The sequence below is a fragment of the Devosia sp. A16 genome, from assembly GCF_001402915.1.
In the GTDB taxonomy this organism is placed as follows: Bacteria; Pseudomonadota; Alphaproteobacteria; order Rhizobiales; family Devosiaceae; genus Devosia_A.
Genome location: NZ_CP012945.1, coordinates 4,692,539 through 4,711,067, shown reverse-complemented (window position 1 = coordinate 4,711,067; position 18,529 = coordinate 4,692,539). Strand labels below are relative to the sequence as shown.

17 protein-coding genes are annotated in these 18,529 nt (G+C 64.6%); 14 read left to right on the top strand and 3 right to left on the bottom strand.

Translation table 11 applies throughout. From position 1 onward, the window contains the following. Positions 1–25: 25 nt before the first annotated feature. Together APS40_RS22700 and APS40_RS22695 are read right to left on the bottom strand one after the other, a co-directional pair. Positions 26–391: a hypothetical protein gene (locus tag APS40_RS22700; RefSeq protein WP_055049209.1), complete on the bottom strand. Its 366-nt coding sequence runs from the start codon at positions 389–391 to the stop codon at positions 26–28. A gap of 97 nt (positions 392–488) precedes the next feature. After that, entirely contained in the window at positions 489–1,367 is an 879-nt protein-coding gene (locus APS40_RS22695; protein WP_156343047.1) for an isocitrate lyase/PEP mutase family protein, read from the bottom strand. Between the two features lie 243 nt (positions 1,368–1,610). On the opposite strand from APS40_RS22695, the gene dnaE reads away from it, so the two are divergent. Beyond that, the gene (gene dnaE / locus APS40_RS22690; RefSeq protein WP_055049207.1) at positions 1,611–5,084 is read left to right on the top strand and encodes a DNA polymerase III subunit alpha; all 3,474 of its coding nucleotides are present in this window, start codon (positions 1,611–1,613) and stop codon (positions 5,082–5,084) included. Between the two features lie 9 nt (positions 5,085–5,093). Here the strand turns inward: dnaE and APS40_RS25650 are convergent, their stop codons facing one another. Continuing rightward, positions 5,094–5,360: an Imm27 family immunity protein gene (locus APS40_RS25650; RefSeq protein WP_082434612.1), complete on the bottom strand. Its 267-nt coding sequence runs from the start codon at positions 5,358–5,360 to the stop codon at positions 5,094–5,096. Between the two features lie 218 nt (positions 5,361–5,578). Between APS40_RS25650 and rpsB the strand changes: the two genes are divergently transcribed. The 13 genes from rpsB to lpxB all read left to right on the top strand — a co-directional run bounded on the left by rpsB (position 5,579) and on the right by lpxB (position 18,465). Continuing rightward, on the top strand, positions 5,579–6,361 hold the full coding sequence (gene rpsB, locus APS40_RS22685; RefSeq protein WP_055049206.1) for a 30S ribosomal protein S2: 783 nt from the start codon (positions 5,579–5,581) through the stop codon (positions 6,359–6,361). Positions 6,362–6,434: 73 nt separating this feature from the next. After that, positions 6,435–7,361, top strand: a complete 927-nt coding sequence (gene tsf, locus APS40_RS22680; RefSeq protein ID WP_055049205.1) for a translation elongation factor Ts — start codon at positions 6,435–6,437, stop codon at positions 7,359–7,361. A 111-nt stretch (positions 7,362–7,472) separates the two neighbouring features. After that, the gene (gene pyrH / locus APS40_RS22675; RefSeq protein WP_055049204.1) at positions 7,473–8,186 is read left to right on the top strand and encodes a UMP kinase; all 714 of its coding nucleotides are present in this window, start codon (positions 7,473–7,475) and stop codon (positions 8,184–8,186) included. A 25-nt stretch (positions 8,187–8,211) separates the two neighbouring features. Next, complete coding sequence (frr, locus tag APS40_RS22670) at positions 8,212–8,772, top strand: ribosome recycling factor (protein ID WP_055049203.1); 561 nt, start codon at positions 8,212–8,214, stop codon at positions 8,770–8,772. Between the two features lie 36 nt (positions 8,773–8,808). Then, positions 8,809–9,570, top strand: coding sequence for an isoprenyl transferase (locus tag APS40_RS22665; RefSeq protein ID WP_055049202.1), 762 nt, complete (start codon positions 8,809–8,811; stop codon positions 9,568–9,570). Continuing rightward, on the top strand, positions 9,567–10,454 hold the full coding sequence (locus APS40_RS22660; protein WP_055049201.1) for a phosphatidate cytidylyltransferase: 888 nt from the start codon (positions 9,567–9,569) through the stop codon (positions 10,452–10,454). The genes APS40_RS22665 and APS40_RS22660 overlap by 4 nt, the downstream gene beginning before the upstream one ends. Before the next feature lie 84 nt (positions 10,455–10,538). Continuing rightward, positions 10,539–11,672 (top strand): RIP metalloprotease RseP, encoded by a 1,134-nt coding sequence (gene rseP, locus APS40_RS22655; RefSeq protein ID WP_055049200.1) that lies wholly within the window; start codon positions 10,539–10,541, stop codon positions 11,670–11,672. Between the two features lie 268 nt (positions 11,673–11,940). Next, positions 11,941–14,103 carry an outer membrane protein assembly factor BamA gene (gene bamA, locus APS40_RS22650; RefSeq protein WP_055049199.1) on the top strand — a complete coding sequence of 721 codons (2,163 nt, stop codon included), beginning with the start codon at positions 11,941–11,943 and terminating at the stop codon, positions 14,101–14,103. A 92-nt stretch (positions 14,104–14,195) separates the two neighbouring features. Continuing rightward, positions 14,196–15,224, top strand: a complete 1,029-nt coding sequence (gene lpxD / locus APS40_RS22645; RefSeq protein ID WP_197279392.1) for a UDP-3-O-(3-hydroxymyristoyl)glucosamine N-acyltransferase — start codon at positions 14,196–14,198, stop codon at positions 15,222–15,224. 47 nt (positions 15,225–15,271) lie between these two features. Continuing rightward, positions 15,272–15,709 (top strand): 3-hydroxyacyl-ACP dehydratase FabZ, encoded by a 438-nt coding sequence (gene fabZ / locus APS40_RS22640; protein ID WP_055049197.1) that lies wholly within the window; start codon positions 15,272–15,274, stop codon positions 15,707–15,709. Continuing rightward, positions 15,706–16,515 carry an acyl-ACP--UDP-N-acetylglucosamine O-acyltransferase gene (lpxA, locus tag APS40_RS22635; protein WP_055049196.1) on the top strand — a complete coding sequence of 270 codons (810 nt, stop codon included), beginning with the start codon at positions 15,706–15,708 and terminating at the stop codon, positions 16,513–16,515. Before fabZ ends, lpxA begins: the two co-directional genes overlap by 4 nt. Further along, positions 16,515–17,333, top strand: coding sequence for a UDP-2,3-diacylglucosamine diphosphatase LpxI domain-containing protein (gene lpxI / locus APS40_RS22630; protein WP_197279391.1), 819 nt, complete (start codon positions 16,515–16,517; stop codon positions 17,331–17,333). Before lpxA ends, lpxI begins: the two co-directional genes overlap by 1 nt. After that, complete coding sequence (gene lpxB, locus APS40_RS22625) at positions 17,326–18,465, top strand: lipid-A-disaccharide synthase (protein WP_197279390.1); 1,140 nt, start codon at positions 17,326–17,328, stop codon at positions 18,463–18,465. The genes lpxI and lpxB overlap by 8 nt, the downstream gene beginning before the upstream one ends. The last annotated feature ends 64 nt before the right edge of the window (positions 18,466–18,529 follow it).

The following is an 18,529-nucleotide window of genomic DNA, read 5'->3' as shown; positions in this document are numbered from 1 at the left end:
TTCTCATATCCTTCGAGGTGAGAACCTAGCCGTCCGTCCGGATCTCGTCCTCATCGTCCTCGCCAGCCCGTCGCAGTCGTTCGCGGTCCAGCAGGCTGTTCACGCGCGTCCTCAGCCCGCGGATCTGCCGGGCCTGCCGTTCATTGGTATCACGGAGCTGTCGGATGCGGGTCTCGGCCGCCTCCTGGTGGTTGATGTCCCACTCGCGCACCCGTCGCACCACCACCTTGGTATCGGGCGGCGGCTCGAGCAGGGTATCCCAGTCGGTATCGAGCGAGGCGACCAGCTTGTGGGCGGCGAGCGCGGCGGAGTCGCGTTCGCCGGGGTTGTCGGATCCGAGCAGCTTCAGGATACGGACGAGCTTCTTGCGGGTGCGGGCATCTATCGCCATGGCGACAGGGGTAACCGGATCGCTACGCGAAATCCAGCCGCCTTGCCTTTTCCCCTGGAGGAAGAGGTCGAAGAGCGGGTCTCATCGTCCCTTGGGCCTAGCGCTTCGGGGCCATCAGGGCCGTCACTTCGGCAAAGCTGATGGCGTCATCGAGGTAGGTCGCCGTACCCGGGCCCAGCAGCTCGAGCGAGGCGTCGCGCAGGCCGGTCAGCGCCGCGCGGGCGAAAGAGCTCCCGGTGCTGACGCGCCGAACGCCGGCGGCCGCGAGGTCGGCGAGCGAGTAGGGGGTGTTCCTGGCTCCAAGCACCACGTTCACCGGCTTGGAAACGGAGGCGCACACGGTGCGGATGGCGTCGATGGTCGGCAGGCCAGGGGCGAACAGCACATCCGCGCCAGCCTTCTCGTAGGCCTGCAACCGGCGGATGGTGTCGTCGAGGTCGTTGCGCCCGTGGAGGAAGTTCTCGGCGCGGGCGACGAAGGTGAACGGGAAAGACTGCGCATGCGCGGCCTCGGCTGCTGCGGCCACGCGTTCCACCGACAGGTTGAAATCATAGATCGGATCGGCAGGGTTGCCGGTAGCGTCCTCGATCGAGCTGCCGACGAGCCCGACCTCACCGGCGAGCCGCGTGGTTTCGGCAGCGATCTCGGGCGTGTCGCCATAGCCGTTCTCGAGATCGGCACTGACCGGCAAGTCGGTTGCTGCGATAATGTCGGCAGCGTTGCGCAGGGCTTCGTCCCGGCTGACGCCGCCTTCGCCGTCCCGTCGACCGAGGGCGAAAGCGAGACCGGCGCTGGTTGTGGCCAATGCGGAGAAGCCGAGACCAGCCAGCAGACGTGCGCTGCCCGCATCCCACGGGTTGGGAATGACGAAGAGCGGCCCCTGGTGAAGCGCCTGGAAACGCTCGGCTTTCTGCTGCTGGTTCAACACTCGTTCTCCTCGAACCGGGCGACGGCCCACGACTCGCGCGTTAACCATGTATTCATGGACAGGACGCCGCCGCTAGACAAGAACAAATTGGGAACATAGAAGAACGGAACAGAAACTTTGGAGGTTCCGATGCTCTCTTTCGTCAAGGATCTGCTGGCTTTCGTCACCATCTGCGGCTTCTCCGTCGCTTCGCTCACCTGGATGGATATCGCTGCCCGACTCGTGTGAGTGACTTGTGGATTGACGTCCTCGTGTGTGGCCGAGGTGCCGGCACGAGGTTAGGAACGACGCATGGCTGGCCCCGGCTTCATTCACCTGCACGTACACTCGGCTTACTCGCTTCTCGAGGGGGCGTTGCCGCTCGGCAAGCTGCTTGATCTCGCCAAGGCGGACAAACAGCCGGCGCTCGGCATCGCCGACACCAACAATCTGTTCGGGGCGCTGGAGTTCTCCGAGAAGGCTGCCGGCAAGGGTATCCAGCCGCTGATCGGTGTCGAGCTGGATGTCGATTTCTCCGTCATGGAAGACAGCCAGGATCGCATGCAGGAGCGCGGCCATGACCGGGGGCGCTACGGCAAGGGCGGGGTGGTGCTGCTGGCGGCATCGGAAGCCGGTTTTGCCAATCTCTCCACCCTGGTGAGCCGCGCGCATCTCGAAGGCGAGAACGGACGCGCGGCCGCAAAGCTCGACTGGATGCGGCGCGAGGCGCTGGAGGGCATCATCTGCCTCAGCGGTGGCCCCGAGGGGGCCATCGACCCGTGGTTCGCCAACAATGCCGATGCCATTGCGCAGGCCCGGCTCGATCGGCTGCGCGAGCTGTTCGGCGATCGGTTCTACATCGAACTGCAACGGCATGGCCGGCCACAGGAAACGCTGAACGAAGCCAAGCTGATCGATTATGCCTATGCCCGCGGCGTGCCGCTGGTGGCGACAAACGAGCCGTTCTATCCGGCCCCCGCCGACCATGAGGCGCATGACGCGCTGCTGGCCATCGCCGGCGGCACGGTGGTGGCGCAGACCGAGCGCCGCAAGCTCACCGACCAGCACTACTTCAAGACCCGCGAGGAGATGCAGAAGCTCTTCGCCGACCTGCCCGAGGCGCTCGACAACACCATCGAAATCGCGCAACGCATCGGTTACCGGCCGAAGAAGCGCAACCCGGTGCTGCCGACCTTTGCGGCGTCTCCTGGACAGACGGCCGAGGAAGCCGTGGCTGCCGAGGCGCAGGCGCTAGCACACATGGCGCGGACCGGCCTCGAGGAGCGGTTCCGTGTCGTGGGAGTCGCCCCCGGCAAGACCGAAGAGATCTACCGCGAGCGGCTGGAATACGAGCTCGGCATCATCGAGCGCATGAAGTATCCAGGCTATTTCCTGATCGTGGCCGACTTCATCCAGTGGGCCAAGGCCCACGATATCCCCGTCGGCCCCGGCCGTGGTTCGGGCGCCGGCTCGCTGGTGGCCTATGCGACCACCATCACCGACCTCGATCCGCTCGCCTACAATTTGCTGTTCGAGCGCTTCCTCAACCCCGAACGCGTGTCGATGCCGGACTTCGACATCGACTTCTGCCAGGATCGCCGCGAAGAGGTGATCCGCTACGTTCAGCAGAAGTACGGCGAGGCGCAGGTCGCGCAGATCATCACCTTTGGTACGCTGCAGGCGCGCGCCGTGCTGCGCGACGTCGGGCGCGTGCTGCAGATGCCCTATGGGCAGGTCGACCGCATCGCCAAGCTCGTACCGGCCAACCCGGCCGATCCCTGGACGCTGGAACGCTCACTCAAGGAAGTGCCGCAGCTCCAGCAGCTGGCCGACGAGGATGAGCAGGTGCGCGACCTGCTGGCCATCGGCCAGAAGCTCGAGGGGCTCTATCGTCACGCCTCGACCCACGCCGCCGGCATCGTCATCGGCGACCGGCCGCTGCAGGAACTGGCGCCGCTGTACCGAGATCCGCGCTCGGACATGCCGGTCAGCCAGTACAACATGAAATGGTCGGAGACGGCCGGGCTGGTGAAGTTCGACTTTCTTGGCCTCAAGACGCTGACGACGATCAAGCGCGCCGTCGACATGATCAACCGTCACGGCGACGGCAAGTTCCGCATCGAAGACATCCCGATCGACGACGAGAAGACCTACAAGCTCTACTCGGTCGGCGACACCGCCGGGGTGTTCCAGGTGGAAGGCGCCGGCATGCGCCGCGCCCTGGTCGACATGAAGCCCGACCGCTTCGAGGACATCATCGCGCTGGTGGCGCTCTACCGCCCCGGTCCGATGGAGAACATCCCGCTGTTCAACGCCCGCAAGCGCGGCGACGAGGATATCGAGTATCCGCACGAAGCGCTGAGCGAGGTGCTGGACGAGACCTACGGCATCATCGTCTACCAGGAACAGGTGATGCAGATCGCGCAGATCCTTTCCGGCTATTCGCTCGGCGAAGCCGATATGCTGCGCCGCGCCATGGGCAAGAAGATCAAGGCCGAAATGGACGCGCAGCGGGCGCGTTTCCAGGAAGGTGCGATCAAGTACGGGCTGAAGAAGGGTCTTGCCGACACCATCTTCGACCTGTTGGCCAAGTTCGCCAACTACGGTTTCAACAAGTCGCACGCCGCGACCTATGCACTGGTCAGCTACCAGACGGCCTATCTCAAGGCGCATTACCCGCACGAGTTTTTTGCGGCGACCATGACGCTCGATATGGGCAACACCGATAAGCTCAACGAATTCCGCCAGGACGCCAAGAAGCACGGCATCGAGATCGTGCCGCCCTGCGTCAACCGTTCGGATGCGGTGTTCAACACTCGAGATGGCAAGGTGTTTTATGCCATCGGCGCGGTGAAGGGCGTGGGGCAGGCGGTGGCCGAGCACATCATGGAGGCCCGTGGCGACAAGCCGTTCACCGACCTCGGCGATTTCGCCGCCCGGGTGGATGCGCGGATCATCAACCGCCGCACGCTGGAAGCGCTGATCAATGCTGGTGCCTTCGACCAGTTGGTGCCGCGGCGGGAGCAGGCCTTCGCTGCCATCGACGCGATCGTCGCCACGGCGCAGCGCACCAATGCCAATGCCGCCGACGGCATCATGGACATGTTCGCGGCCGACCGGCCGGAGCCGATCATGCTCAATCAAGCCGTAACCAACTGGTCACCGGCCGAGCGGCTGGCGCGTGAACACAGCGCCATCGGCTTCCACCTTTCGGGGCATCCGCTCGACCAGTATGCCGAGCTGTTCGACCGACTGCGGGTAACGCCGTATGGCGATTTCGAGCGGGCGGTGAAGGAAGCCGACGCGCGGGCAGGGCGCCTTGCCGGCACCATCGCAACCCGTAACGACCGGCGTACCAAAAAGGGTACGCCGATGGCGATCATCAGCCTGTCGGACGCCAGCGGTGGCTACGAAGTGATTGCCTTCTCCGAGCAGATCAGCCAGTTCACCAATGTGCTGCAGCCGGGCAAATCCGTGGTGCTGACGGTCGAAGCCGACGAACGGCCGGATGGCATCAGCCTGAGGCTGATCAATGCCGAGCCGATCGACGGGTTGGCGGAAAAGATCGGCCGCCGCCTCACCGTGTTCGCCGGCTCCGAGAAATGCCTTGCCCCGATCGCTTCGCAGCTGAAGCCCGGCGGCGAGGGGCAGGTCAGCTTCATCGTCATCCGCGATGCGGGCGCCAAGGAATATGAGATCGAGCTCAAGGGCGGCTACCGCCTCAGCGCCGAGATCGCCGGCAGCATCAAGGCGATGGAAGGCGTGGTGGACGTGCGGTTGAACTAGCCGGGTCGATCAGGACCAGTCGCTGGCTCGGCGTAGCACCAGCTGTACCAGCCGTCGCGGCCCGCCACCTTGCAGCTCACTGTTTGGGTAGGATAGCTCCCAAAAATGGCCGCCCGTGCGATGACGATACAGCCTTCGCCAGCCGCCGTCGTTGGACGCAACTTCCTCGAGGCTGTTCGCAAGGAGTTCGTCTATTGCCCCCGCATCTCCGGACGCGATGACATGGGTGCCGTCGACAATCCACTTGTCAGCTAGGTGGGGACGATCTGCAGACATGTCTTTCCCTAGTGGCAGCCGCGGTAGGCAAGAGTAGATCGGCTACCACCTTGCCTATGACAGCAAAACCCCCTATATGCGCGGCGCGTCCGGATAACCGGGCGTAATTCACACGCGAAGCGCGGCGCCATGGCATTAAGGCCGATGGCTCCAACCGGTGGCGGGGCAAGCCCGCCGCAAACGCTCGCGGAGGCAATAACCGGTAAAGGAAGCCTTCCATGGCATTGCCCGATTTTTCCATGCGTCAGCTGCTCGAAGCAGGTGTTCACTTCGGCCACCAGAAGCACCGCTGGAACCCCAAGATGGAACGCCACATTTTCGGCGTTCGCAACGACATCCACATTCTCGACCTCAGCCAGACCGTTCCGGCCCTGCAGCGCGCGCTGCAGCTGATCTCGGACACCGTCGCTGACGGTGGTCGCGTGCTGTTCGTCGGCACCAAGCGCCAGGCCGCGCCGGTAGTGGCCGAGGCTGCCCGCCAGTCCGCCCAGTACTACGTCAACTCGCGCTGGCTCGGTGGTACGCTGACCAACTGGCAGACGATTTCGAACTCGATCGCCCGTCTGCGCGAGCTCGAGGCCCAGCAGGCCGAAGGCGGCCATGGCCTGACCAAGAAGGAGCTGCTGCTCCTCAGCCGTGAGCAGGAGCGTCTCGAGCGCGACCTGGGCGGCATCAAGGACATGGGCAACCTGCCGAACCTGCTGTTCGTGATCGACACCAACAAGGAAGCGAACGCCATCAAGGAAGCCAAGCGCCTCGGCATCCCGGTGATCGCCATCGTCGACTCGAACTCGGATCCCGACACCGTCGACTTTGCCATTCCGGGCAATGACGACGCGGCCCGCGCCCTCGAGCTCTACTGCTCGCTGGTGTCGCGTGCGGCCATCGACGGCATCGGCCGGTCGGCTGCCGGCCGTGGCGCTGACCTCGGCGCTTCCGCCGAGGCCCCGGAAGAGCCGGCGCTCAGCGCCGAAGACGCCGATACGTCGTCCGCCAACTAATCCGGTTCGTTCCGGGTTACCAATTCGAACAATGGCGCGGCTCCGGGCAGGGGCCGCGGAAAGGTGATATCAAATGGCTGTTTCCGCTCAGCAGGTTAAAGAGCTCCGCGAACTGACCGGCGTGGGGATGATGGACTGCAAGAAGGCCCTCGAAGAGACCGGTGGCGACATGGAAGCGGCAGTCGACTGGCTACGCACCCGTGGTCTGGCCAAGGCCGCCAAGAAGGCCGGCCGCGTGGCGGCCGAGGGCCTGGTCGGCGTGTCGATCGACGGCACCCGCGGCGCGATCGTCGAAGTCAACTCCGAGACCGACTTCGTTGCCCGCAACGACCAGTTCCAGACCATCGTCGGCAACATCGCCAAGCTCGCCCTCGACGCCAATGGCGACGTGAGCAAGCTCAGCGAGATGCCGTATCCGGGTTCGGGCCGCTCGGCTTCGGCCGAGCTGACCGACGCCATCGCCAAGATCGGCGAGAACATGAACCTGCGACGCACCGGCACGCTCACCGTCAAGGACGGCGTGATCGGTTCGTATGTGCACAACTCGGTGGCGCCGGGCCTCGGCAAGCTGGGCGTGATCGTCGGGCTCGAGTCGACCGGTGACAAGGCAGCGCTGAATGCCCTGGGCAAGCAGCTCGCCATGCACATCGCCAACACCAAGCCGCTGAGCGTGTCGCCGGACGATATCGACCAGGACGTGGTGGCGCGCGAGCGTGCCATCTTCACCGAGCAGGCCAGGGAGTCCGGCAAGCCGGACGCCGTGATCGAGAAGATGATCGAAGGCCGCGTGCGCAAGTTCTACGAGGAAGTGACGCTGCTCTCGCAGGTGTTCGTGATCGACGGCGAGACCAAGATCGCCGACGTGGTCAAGAATGCCGAGAAGGATGTCGGCGCCCCAATCAAGGTGACGGGCTTCGTCGCCTACGCGCTGGGCGAAGGCATCGCCAAGGAAGAGACCGACTTCGCCGCGGAAGTTGCCGCCACAGCCGGCGTGAAGTAAGACGCGGGATAAGTTTCGGACGGGCTGGTCACCAGCCCGTCCGAATATGCCATAACCGCCTGCGATGCCCGTAGATTCGGGGCTTTGCAACGCACCTCGGGAGACTGACGAATGGCCAAATCCGCCTACAAACGGATTCTGCTGAAAGTCTCCGGCGAAGTGCTTGCCGGCGACCAATCCTTCGGCATCGAGCCGAAATTCCTCCACGCCATGGCCGATCAGATCGCGGAAGTCGCCAAGAGCGGCATCCAGGTGGCGATCGTCATCGGCGCCGGCAACATCTTCCGCGGCATGGCCGTGGCCGCCAAGGGCGGCGACCGTGTCACCAGCGACCTGATGGGGATGCTGGGCACGGTGATCAACTCGCTGGCGCTGGGCGACGCCATCGAGCAGAAGGGCCTCAAGGTCAAAGTCTACTCGAACGTGCCGATGGAGACGGTAGCCGATACGTTCACCGCCCGGGACGCCAACCTGGCGCTGAGCGACGGCTACGTCGTGGTGTGCGCCGGCGGGACCGGCAGCCCGTTCTTCACCACCGATACCGCGGCGGCGCTCAAGGCGATCGAGCTCAGATGCGACGTGCTGCTCAAGGGCACCAAGGTGGATGGGGTCTATTCCGAGGACCCCAAGAAGAATCCCGAGGCGAAGCGTTTTGAAACGATCAGCCATGAAGAAGTGATCGCCAAGGACCTCAGGGTCATGGATACGGCGGCCTTCGCGCTTGCCCGCGACAACGGCTTGCCGATAATTGTTTACGCGCTCGACGACAAGGAAGGCCTCAAGGGCGTCCTGGCCGGCCGGGCAAAGAGTACACGCGTCGGTTAAGGCGCGGATATCAAGGAGTTTTACGATGGCCGAGACATTCTCGCTCCCCGCACTCAAGGACCGGATGCAGAAGTCGATCGCCTCGCTCAGGGAGGAACTGGCTGGGCTGAGGACCGGCCGTGCCAGCGCCAGCCTGCTGGAGCCGGTGATGGTTGAGGCCTATGGTGGCCGCATGCCGCTCAACCAGGTGGCGACCGTCACCGTGCCGGAAGCGCGCATGCTCAGCGTGCAGGTGTGGGACCGCAGCCTCGCCGGCGCCGTCGAGAAGGCCATTCGCAATTCCGGCCTCGGGCTCAACCCGGCTGCCGAGGGTGTGGTGATCCGCGTGCCGCTGCCGGAACTCAACGAGGAACGTCGCCGCGACTTGACCAAGGTCGCGCACAATTATGCCGAGCAGGCCCGGGTCGCCGTGCGCCACATCCGCCGCGACGGCATGGACCTGCTCAAGAAGCTCGAGAAGGACGGCGACCTCAGCCAGGACGACAGCCGCAAAATGGGCGATCAGGTGCAGCAGGCGACCGACGCCGCCGTGGCCGATATCGACAATGTGCTGGCCGTCAAGGAACAGGAAATCATGCAGGTCTAGTATGGACCTGTAACGCGCTGCCCCTGGAGGGCACCAATGTCCGCCGATACTGCCGTAGCAACGACGCCCGACGAAAAGCCCGGCCTCAAGATTCCTGCCCATCTGGCAGTCATCATGGATGGTAATGGCCGCTGGGCCAAGGCGCGCGGCAAGCTGCGGACCGAGGGACATGTCGAAGGCGTCAAGGCCCTCCGGCGTCTGGTCGATCTTTCGATCCGCTACGGTGTCAAGCACCTGACGGTGTTCAGCTTTTCCTCCGAAAACTGGAGCCGGCCGCGGGATGAGGTCAACTTCATCTTCGGCCTGCTGCATCGCTTCGTGGCGTCGGATCTGGCGACCCTGATCCAGAACAATGTCCGGGTCCGCATCATCGGCACGCGGTCCGGCCTAGACGAGGCGTTGAGCCGGCTGATCGACGAAGTGCAGTCCAAGACCGCCCGCAATACCGGGCTCGAGCTGATCGTCGCCTTCAACTATGGCGGCAAGTCCGAGCTGACCGAGGCCACCAGGGCGATTGCCCGGGCGGTAGCGGCCGGCAATCTCCGGGTCGAAGACATCACCGAAGAGACCATCGCGCGGGCGCTCTACACCTCCGGAACACCCGACCCCGACCTGATCATCCGGACCAGCGGCGAGCAGCGGGTTTCGAATTTCCTGCTCTGGCAGGGCGCCTATTCGGAACTGGTCTTCGTGGAGGAGAACTGGCCCGATTTCGGCGAGCAGGTCTTCCTCAAGGCGCTCGACGAGTACTCTTCGCGCAGCAGGCGCTTCGGCGGGATCGAGTCGAGGAGCCCGTGAGCGCACCGGAGGACCAGGGTCCCCAGTTCAATCCGCTGGCCCGCCGGTCCTGGACGGATCTCGGCCCCCGGGTTGCTTCCGCCCTCGTGCTGTTGGTCATGGCTGGGGTAGGGCTCTATTTCGGTTCCTACGTGTTTGCCGCCCTGGTCGCTGCCGTCTTTGCCGGCTGCTATCGCGAATGGGAGCGGATGGTGACGCTGAAGCCCCTGGGGACGCTCGGCGGGGCGCTGATCGGGCTGCTGGTGATTGCCGCCCTGATCTATCCGGCACTGGGACCACTGGCCTCGCTGGCAGCGGTGGCGATCGCCGGTGTGGTGGCGGCGTTCGGCAGTGCCGGGACGCGGCTGTGGCGGATCGGCGGGGTGGTATTCTACGGGATCGTCATCATCGCGCTGCTCACTATCCGGGGCGAAGCGACCTGGAACCAGCCCGGCGTGTTCGACGCCGGACTGTGGGCAGGGCTGCTGTTGGGTTGTGTGATCTGGGCCACCGATACCGGCGCCTATTTCACCGGGCGACAGGTGGGGGGCGAAAAGCTGGCGCCGGATATCTCGCCGTCCAAGACCTGGTCCGGCGCCATTGGCGGCTTCGCACTGGGGACGCTGGTGGGGCTGGTGGTCTGGCTGCTGGTCGCGCCGCAATCGCCGTGGTGGATCGGGCTCGCGCTCTGCGCCGCGCTCAGCATCCTCGGGCAGGTGGGTGACCTGGCTGAGAGCGCCATAAAACGACGCTTCCGGATCAAGGATTCGGGCGACATCATTCCGGGGCATGGTGGCCTGATGGACCGGCTCGACAGCCTGACGCTGAGCGCGATCTTTCTGTGCGCCGTCGGCGTGCTGCACAGCGGCTTGGGCGCTGCGGCTTCGGGGTTCCTGATCTGGTGAAGCTGCGGCACCCCGTCCTATCGCAATCTTAACGCATTCGGCCCCTAGCTTCTTTGCAGCTGCGGGGCATTCGGAACCGACGACATGGACTTTGTTTTCTGGCTGCTTTCCTACGTGGTGCCGTTCCTGGTGGTGCTCACCATCATCGTGTTCGTGCACGAGATGGGGCACTATCTGGTGGCGCGCTGGAACGGCATCGCGATCCAGGCCTTCTCGATCGGGTTCGGTCCCGAGCTCATCGGCTTCAATGACAGGCGCGGCACGCGCTGGAAGCTCTCGGCGATTCCGCTTGGCGGCTATGTTCGATTCGTCGGCGACATGAATGCCGCGAGCATGCCGGACGAGGATTTCATCGAGCGCGCTGGGCCGGAGCTGAGCCGACAACTGTTCGTCAACAAGAACGTCTGGCAGCGTATTTCAGTGGTGGTCGCCGGCCCGGTCGCCAACATCATTTTCACGCTGCTGGTGCTCTATGCGCTGCTGCTCGGCTATGGGCGCTACACCATCCCGGCGGTGCTCGATGCCGTGCCGGTGGAATCGGTCGCCGGACAGGCGGGGCTCGCCGAGGGCGACCGGATCGTTTCGGTCGACGGCTACGGCGTGCGCGGCTTCGAGGATTTCCAGCGCCTGATCGCCACGGCGCCGGAGCGCCAGGTCAGCATCACCTTCGAACGTGGCGGACGTACGCAAACCGTCACAGCGGTACCCCAGGCAGTGACGACGACCGACCGGTTCGGCAACTCGCACCGTATCGGGCGCCTTGGGGTGACCAAGAGCATCGAGCAATCCGACGTCGTGCTCTATCGCCCCGGTCCTGTCGAAGCGATCGGCATGACCTTCGAGGAAGTCCGCTTCATCATCGATCGCACGGTGGCGTTCCTCGGCGACTTCTTCGTTGGTCGCGGCGACGTCGAACAGCTCGGCGGCCCGGTCAAGGTCGCCAAGGTTTCGGGCGAGGTTGCGAGCCTCGGCATCGTGGCCCTGATCAACCTGATGGCCTTGCTGTCGCTGAATATCGGCATCTTCAACCTGCTGCCGATCCCGGTGCTCGATGGCGGCCATCTGATGTACTACCTCGCCGAAGCGGCGCGGGGTAAGCCGCTCAGCCAGAGGGTTCAGGAGATCGGAAACCGCTTCGGGCTGGCCGTTGTCTTTACCCTGATGATCTTCACGACCTTCAACGACACGATCCTGAGCTACATCCGCAGCCTCGGGTGAGGCTGCCCGGCGGGCAAGGCACGGCGCGGCCACATTGATGCCGCGCCTCGGACGCATTTGCTCGAATGCCCCTACATTCCCGTTAACCCTTGGATAAGCTTAGTTTTCCAGGTGTTGCAGGAATACACGGGGACCAATCTTTCGCTAACCTCGACGACCTTCGCGGCTTGTCCGTGGTTAAAATTCCAGTAAAAGCTTTTGATGGAGTTAGCTGGGGACGCTGTGCATGGCGATTCCCCGGCATAGGTCGCACGAGGCAACAAGAATCATGACGAACCCGAAAAAGCTGATGCGCGGTGTTTTTGTAGCGCTCGCCCTCGTGGCGGCGCCGCTCGCAGGCGTCAGCAGTACATTCATCGGCGTCGATGCGGCCCAGGCTCAACAACAGCGCCTCATTTCGGCGGTGCTGTTCGAGGGCAATAGCGGTTTCTCCGACTCCCAGTTGCTGGCGATGGTCAACGTGGCGGAGCAGGGGAGCTTCACCGAGGCCGGCCTCGCGGCTGACGCCGAGTCGATCCGGCAGGCTTATGTGGCCAAGGGCTACATGGGCGTGACGGTGACGCCGCGGGTCGAGCAGTCGGAGAATGGCCGGTCGCGCATCACCTTCGTGGTCAACGAAGGCCAGCGCACCGGTATCGCGGCGATCAACTTCACCGGCAACAACTCGATCAGCTCGGGCACCCTCAAGTCCATCATCCGGACGCACGAGACGAGCCTGTTGAGCTGGCTGTTCCGCGACGACACCTACAGCGAAGATCTGCTGACCGTCGATCGCGGGCTGATCGAGCTCTACTACATGAATCATGGTTATCCGGATGCGCAGGTCACTTCGGCCGTCGGCGAGTACGATGCCTCGCGCAACGCATATTTCGTGAACTTCACCATCTCCGAAGGTGAGCGGTACAAGTTCGGCCAGATCGGCGTCGAGACCTCGATCCCGGGCCTGAACCCCGACGCCATGACCGGCGCGATCCGCACCGGCAAGGGCAGCACCTATTCGCTGGCCGACCTGCAGAAGTCGCAGGAAGACCTGGCATTCGAGGCTACCGCTCAGGGCTATGCCTTTGCCGATGTGCGTCCGCGTGTCGATCGCGACGTGGCGAACAGCACGTTCAACGTCACCTACCTGGTCGACGAGGGCGCGCGCGTCTATGTCGAGCGCATCAACATCAGCGGCAACACCAAGACCCGCGATGCGGTGATCCGCCGTGAGCTGGACTTCGGTGAAGGCGACCCCTTCAACCGTTCGATGGTGCAGCGCGGCAAGTCGCGCATCGAGAAGCTCGGTTTCTTCAAGACCGTCAACTTCGACATGCAGCAGGGCAGTGCCCCCGACAAGGTGGTCATCAACATCACCGTCGACGAGCAGTCCACGGGTGACTATGGCCTGACGGCAGGTTTCGACTCGAACTCGGGCCTGCTGGGTGAAGTCTCGGTCACCGAGCGCAACTTCCTCGGTCGCGGCCAGTACGTCCGCGCCGCGCTGAGCGCGTCGGAGTCCGGCAACAGCATCGACTTCTCGTTCACCGAGCCGCGCTTCATGGGTCTGCGGGTTTCGGCCGGCTTCGACGCCTACCATCGTGTGGTCGGCGAGAAGGACAGCAATGTCTACGGCACGACTGCAACCGGTGGTCAGATCCGCTTTGGTGCTCCGATTACCACGGACCTGACTGGTTCGGTTTTCGTCGGTCTCGAGCAGAAGGTCATCGAAGATAGTTCGACGTGCGACGACGACAACAATCCGAACACGCCGGAAGTGCCGTGCAAGCGTTCTGAGATCGTTGCCGACGGCGAGACCTACAACAAGGCCTGGGTTGGCTACTCGCTGACCTACAACACGCTCGACGATGCGAAGCATCCGACCGAAGGCCTCTACGCGACCTTCACGCAGCAGTATCTGGGCTGGGACTACAACCTGCTGAAGACCGAGGCCAAGGCGCGTTACTTCATGCCGCTGATGTCGGACTGGAACGTCATCGGCAGCGTCAAGGCCCAGGCAGGGTACATCACTTCGCTCGACGACAACGGCGTGTTCCCGCTCGAAGCCTTCCGCGGCTCCAGTTCACTGGTGCGTGGCTTCCAGAGCGGTGGCATGGGCCCGAAGACCAATGGCTCGGGCGAGGCGCTTGGCTACACCGCTTACGTCGGGGCGTCGGCCGAGATCGAGTTCCCGATCCCTGTTCTGCCGGAGACCTACGGCGTGCGTGGTGCAGTGTGGGCTGATGCCGCCCTCATCGACGGCAATGGTTCGCTCGGCAGTGCTACGCTCAACCCGAACACCGTCGACGAGAACTTCAAGTCGTCGGTTGGTGCCTCGATCATCTGGGACAGCCCGTTCGGTCCGCTGCGTGGCGACTTCGCCTACGTGCTGAACAAGGCGACGGACGACAAGACCCAGGTGTTCTCGCTCACCCTGCAGCAGTTGCTGTAATCGGACGGCCGGCGTCAGCGCCGGCCTTCCTTCCTGGTTATCGAGGCCGCGGCGCGGTTGCCCCGCGGCCTCTTTGTTGTGTAATGACAGCCATGGTCGACACGCGCTTCCATTCTTCGTCGGGACCGATTTCGCTTGGCGTCGTGCTGTCGACGCTGGGCCGGTCGGTCGACGTCGACGAAAAACGCGCCGCCGCCCTGGTCATTCACGGGGCCGAAGAGTTGCCGCTCGCGGGTCCGAACCATCTGGCGCTGGCGGCACAGGCCGAGTATCGCGAGGCACTTGCCGACACGACAGCAGGAGCGGTGATCGTCCATCCCCGGTTCTTGTCCGATGTACCGCGCGGCGCGGTGGCCATTGTCGACGAGCGTCCGCATGAACTGTTTGTCGACCTGCTCGAGCGGCTCTATCCGCTTGGCACGCGCGGCGTCGCCATGGGAATGTTCGAGGCCGGCGGCGCGGCGCCGCTCATCGAGGAGGGTGTGCGCATCGGCGCCAATGTCGTCATCGGGCCCGGCGTAGAGATCGGCCGCAACACGGTGATCGGCGCCAATACGGTGATCGGGCGTGGCGTCACTATCGGGCGCAACGCCGTCATCGCCTCGAACGTGTCGATCGAGTGCGCCTATCTGGGCAACAACGTCGTGCTGCATGCCGGCGTACGGATCGGCGGTGAGGGTTTCGGCTGGCTCGGGCAGGGCCGCAGCAATCGCAAGATTCCGCAACTGGGCCGGGTCATCGTGCAGGATGGCGTCGAGATCGGCGCCAATTCGACGGTCGACCGTGGTGCGCTTGGCGACACCGTGGTCGGCGAAGGAACCAAGATCGATAATCTGGTCCAGATTGGCCACAACTCCCGCATCGGGCGATATTGCCTCATCGCCGGTACCTGCGGTATCGGCGGCGGCACGATCATTGGCGACAATGTGCTGGTCGGCGGCGGCGCCGGCACGGCGGGACATTTGCGCATCGGCAATGGCAGCATATTGTCGGCCCGGTGCCTGGTGACCAAGGATGTGCCGGCGGGCGCGAGAGTTGGCGGCTACCCTGCGCAGGATCTGAAAGTCTGGCAGCGCGAGGTAGCGATGTTGCGGCGACTGAACAAAAGGGGACAACAGTGACGGTTACGAACGAGGCGCCAGCGAGGGAGAAGACGGAACTCTCGTCGATGGATATCGGCCGGATCCTCCAGCTCCTGCCGCATCGCTACCCGTTTCTGCTGATCGACCGGATCATCGAGGTCGACGGGGACAATTCCGGTATCGGCATCAAGAACGTCACGTTCAACGAGCCGATCTTCCAGGGACATTTCCCGGGAGAGCCGGTGTTCCCGGGCGTGCTGATCATCGAGGGCATGGCGCAGACGGCCGGCGCCATGGCGATTGCCGCCGGCGCTGCGGGCGGCGACAAGCACATCGTCTACCTGCTCACCATCGACAAGTGCAAGTTCCGCAAACCGGCAAAGCCCGGCGACCAGATTGAGTATCACATCAGGAAACTGCGCCGCCGGATGACCATGGGCTGGTTCGAGGCGAAAGCAATGGTCGACGGCGTCGTTATCGCCGAGGCCGAAGTCGGCGCCATGGTGAGCCCCAGCGAACAATGACCATCCATCCCTCGGCGATCGTCGAACCCGGCGCGCGGATCGGCGCCCGCGTCAAGATCGGACCATTCTGCATGGTCGGAAGCGACGTGACGCTCGACGATGGCGTCGAGCTGATCTCGCATGCGGTGGTGACCGGGCGCACCAGCGTTGGCGCCCGTACCACGGTGTTCCCTTTCGCATCCGTCGGCCACCGGCCGCAGGATCTCAAGTATGCTGGCGAGCCATCGACCCTGACGATCGGCTCGGATTGCGTGATCCGTGAGCATGTGACGATCAACCCGGGGACCGCCGGCGGCGGCATGAAGACGGTCATCGGCGACCACTGCCTGCTGATGATCGGCGTTCACATCGGCCACGACTGCATCCTGGGCAATCACATCATCCTCTCCAACAATACCGGCATCGCCGGGCATTGCGTGATCGACGACTATGTGATCATGAGCGGCCACTCCGGCTCGGCCCAGTTCGTCCATATCGGCGCCCACGCCTTCATCGGCGGCATGACCAAGGTCGAAAAGGACGTGATCCCCTATGGCACGGTGCTGGGCAACCCGGCGGCGCTGTCGGGCATCAACCTCGTCGGCCTGAAGCGGCGCGGTTTCGATCGCGAGGCAATCCATCGCCTGCGCACTGCCTACCGGATGATCTTTTCCACCGAAGGCACGCTGCGCGAGCGCGTGGACGATGCATCCGCCATGTTCCCCGACGAGGAACTGGTGCAGGACGTGGTGAAGTTCGTGGTCGCAGCCGAGCGGCCGCTGACCCTGCCCGGACACTTGCCGATAAACGCTCCGGGCGAGGAATGATGTCTCGCCGGCTCTCCGTCCTTGCCGGATCGGGAGCCCTGGTCTCCCATGTGGTCGCTGCGGCCATGGCGGCGGGCGATGCAGTCCAGGTCGTGGGTTTTGCGCCGCAGCCTGAGCGTGCCGGCGTACTGCTGGTCGGAGGCGACCTCAGGAACCCGACAGGCGCCATTGCCGCGATCGTCGCCTTCAAGGCCACCCATGTGGTGCTGGCAGGGGGCCTGATGATCTCCGACGGCGACCGCGAGGCGCTGGCCAGGTTCGCCGGCGGCGGCCACGGTGCAGCCCAGGGCGACGCGGCCCTCTCGTCGGTGACCGCGGCAATCGAGAAATTCTCCGGCGCCAAGGTAATCGGCGTGCACGAGGTCGCAGCCGACCTGCTGGCGCCCATCGGTCAGGTCGCCGGACGGTCGCCAACGGCGGCCGAACTGGCCGCGGCGCGTCAGGGCCTGGTGGCCGCGCGGGAGATCGGCAGGCTCGATCTCGGGCAGGCCGTGGTTGTCGCCGGCCGCCGGGTGGTCGCGGCCGAAGATGTCGGCGGCACGGACGAACTGCTCGAGCGGGTGGCCGCGCACCGCGCCGCCGGCCGCATCGGCGATGGCGCCGGACCGCTGGTCCTCGTCAAGGCGGCGAAGCCGCAGCAACCGCTCCATGTCGACCTGCCGGCGATCGGGCCTGACACTCTTTCCGGTGCGGTCGCCGCTGGAATCAGCGCGATCGCGGTAGAAGCGGCGCGATCGCTGATCCTTGCCCGTTCGGAGCTGGTCGCAGCGGCCGACCGGTATGGCATCGCGGTCATCGGCCTTGGCGCCGATGGCTGAGCCGTTGCGCCTGTTCGTCCTCGCCGGGGAGCCATCGGGTGATCGCATCGGCGCCGATCTGGTCCAGCGGCTTCGCCGACGCACCGATCTCACACTTTCCGGCGTCGGCGGGCCTGAACTCGAGGGGGAGGGGGTAGAAAGCCTGTTCCCCATGGACAACCTCTCGGTCATGGGTTGGAGCGATGTGCTGAAACGCTTGCCGCTGCTGCTCTGGCGCGTCCGCCAGACCGCGAATGCCATCGTCAGGCAACGCCCCGACGTGGTGGTGCTCATCGACTCGCAGGTGTTCGTCAAAGCGGTGGCCAGCCGCGTGCGCAAGGCCGGACTGCGCATCCCGATACTGCTTTACGTAGCACCCAGTGTGTGGGCCTGGCGGCCCGAGCGCGCCGCCGAACTGAGGCCGCTGTTCGACGAGGTGCTGGCGGTGCTGCCGTTCGAGCCCCAGGCGATGGCAGACCTGGACGGGCCGCCAACCAGCTATGTCGGACACCCGGCGCTGACGCGCTTCCCGATGCGACCGACGCAGCCGGAGCGCGGCCCGCTGCTGTTGTTGCCGGGCAGCCGCGAGGGCGAGTTGCGCCGGCATCTGCCGCTAATGCGCGAGGCGGCGACGAGGCTGCAGGCGCACCCGCGCATCGACGGCCTTGTGCTGCCGACGCTTGCATCGCTTGCCGACCGTCTCCGGGCCGAAGTGGCGACCTGGCCGGTAGCGGTGCAGGTAGTGGCCGGCGATGATCGCAGCGCCGCCTTTCAGTCGGCCTATGCGGCTTTCGCCGTCAGCGGGACGATCAGCCTCGAGCTCGCCATGTCAGGGGTGCCGATGGTCGTCACCTATGTCGCCGATCCGCACCAGGCAAAGCGCGCGGCAAGGATCGGGCATCCGGTGCGGATCGCATTGCCCAATATCATCCTCGGGCGCGAGGTGGTCCCCGAACTGCAGTTCGTCGACCCAAAAGCCCAACGCTCAATGCAGCCGCTCGCCGCGCTACTCGACGATCGGGACGCGGTAGCCGACCAGGTCGCCGCCTTCCGCGAGCTTCGCACGCTGATGCAGAAAGGGGCGCCAGAGGCGCCCCTTGTCGATCCCGCCGAGCGGGTGCTGGATCATCTGGAGCATCGATCGTTTCGCTGAACCGATCAATGCTTCAGGTCTTTGGTTGCCGCGCTTTCGAGCCGGAAAAGTCTGCAACTTTTCC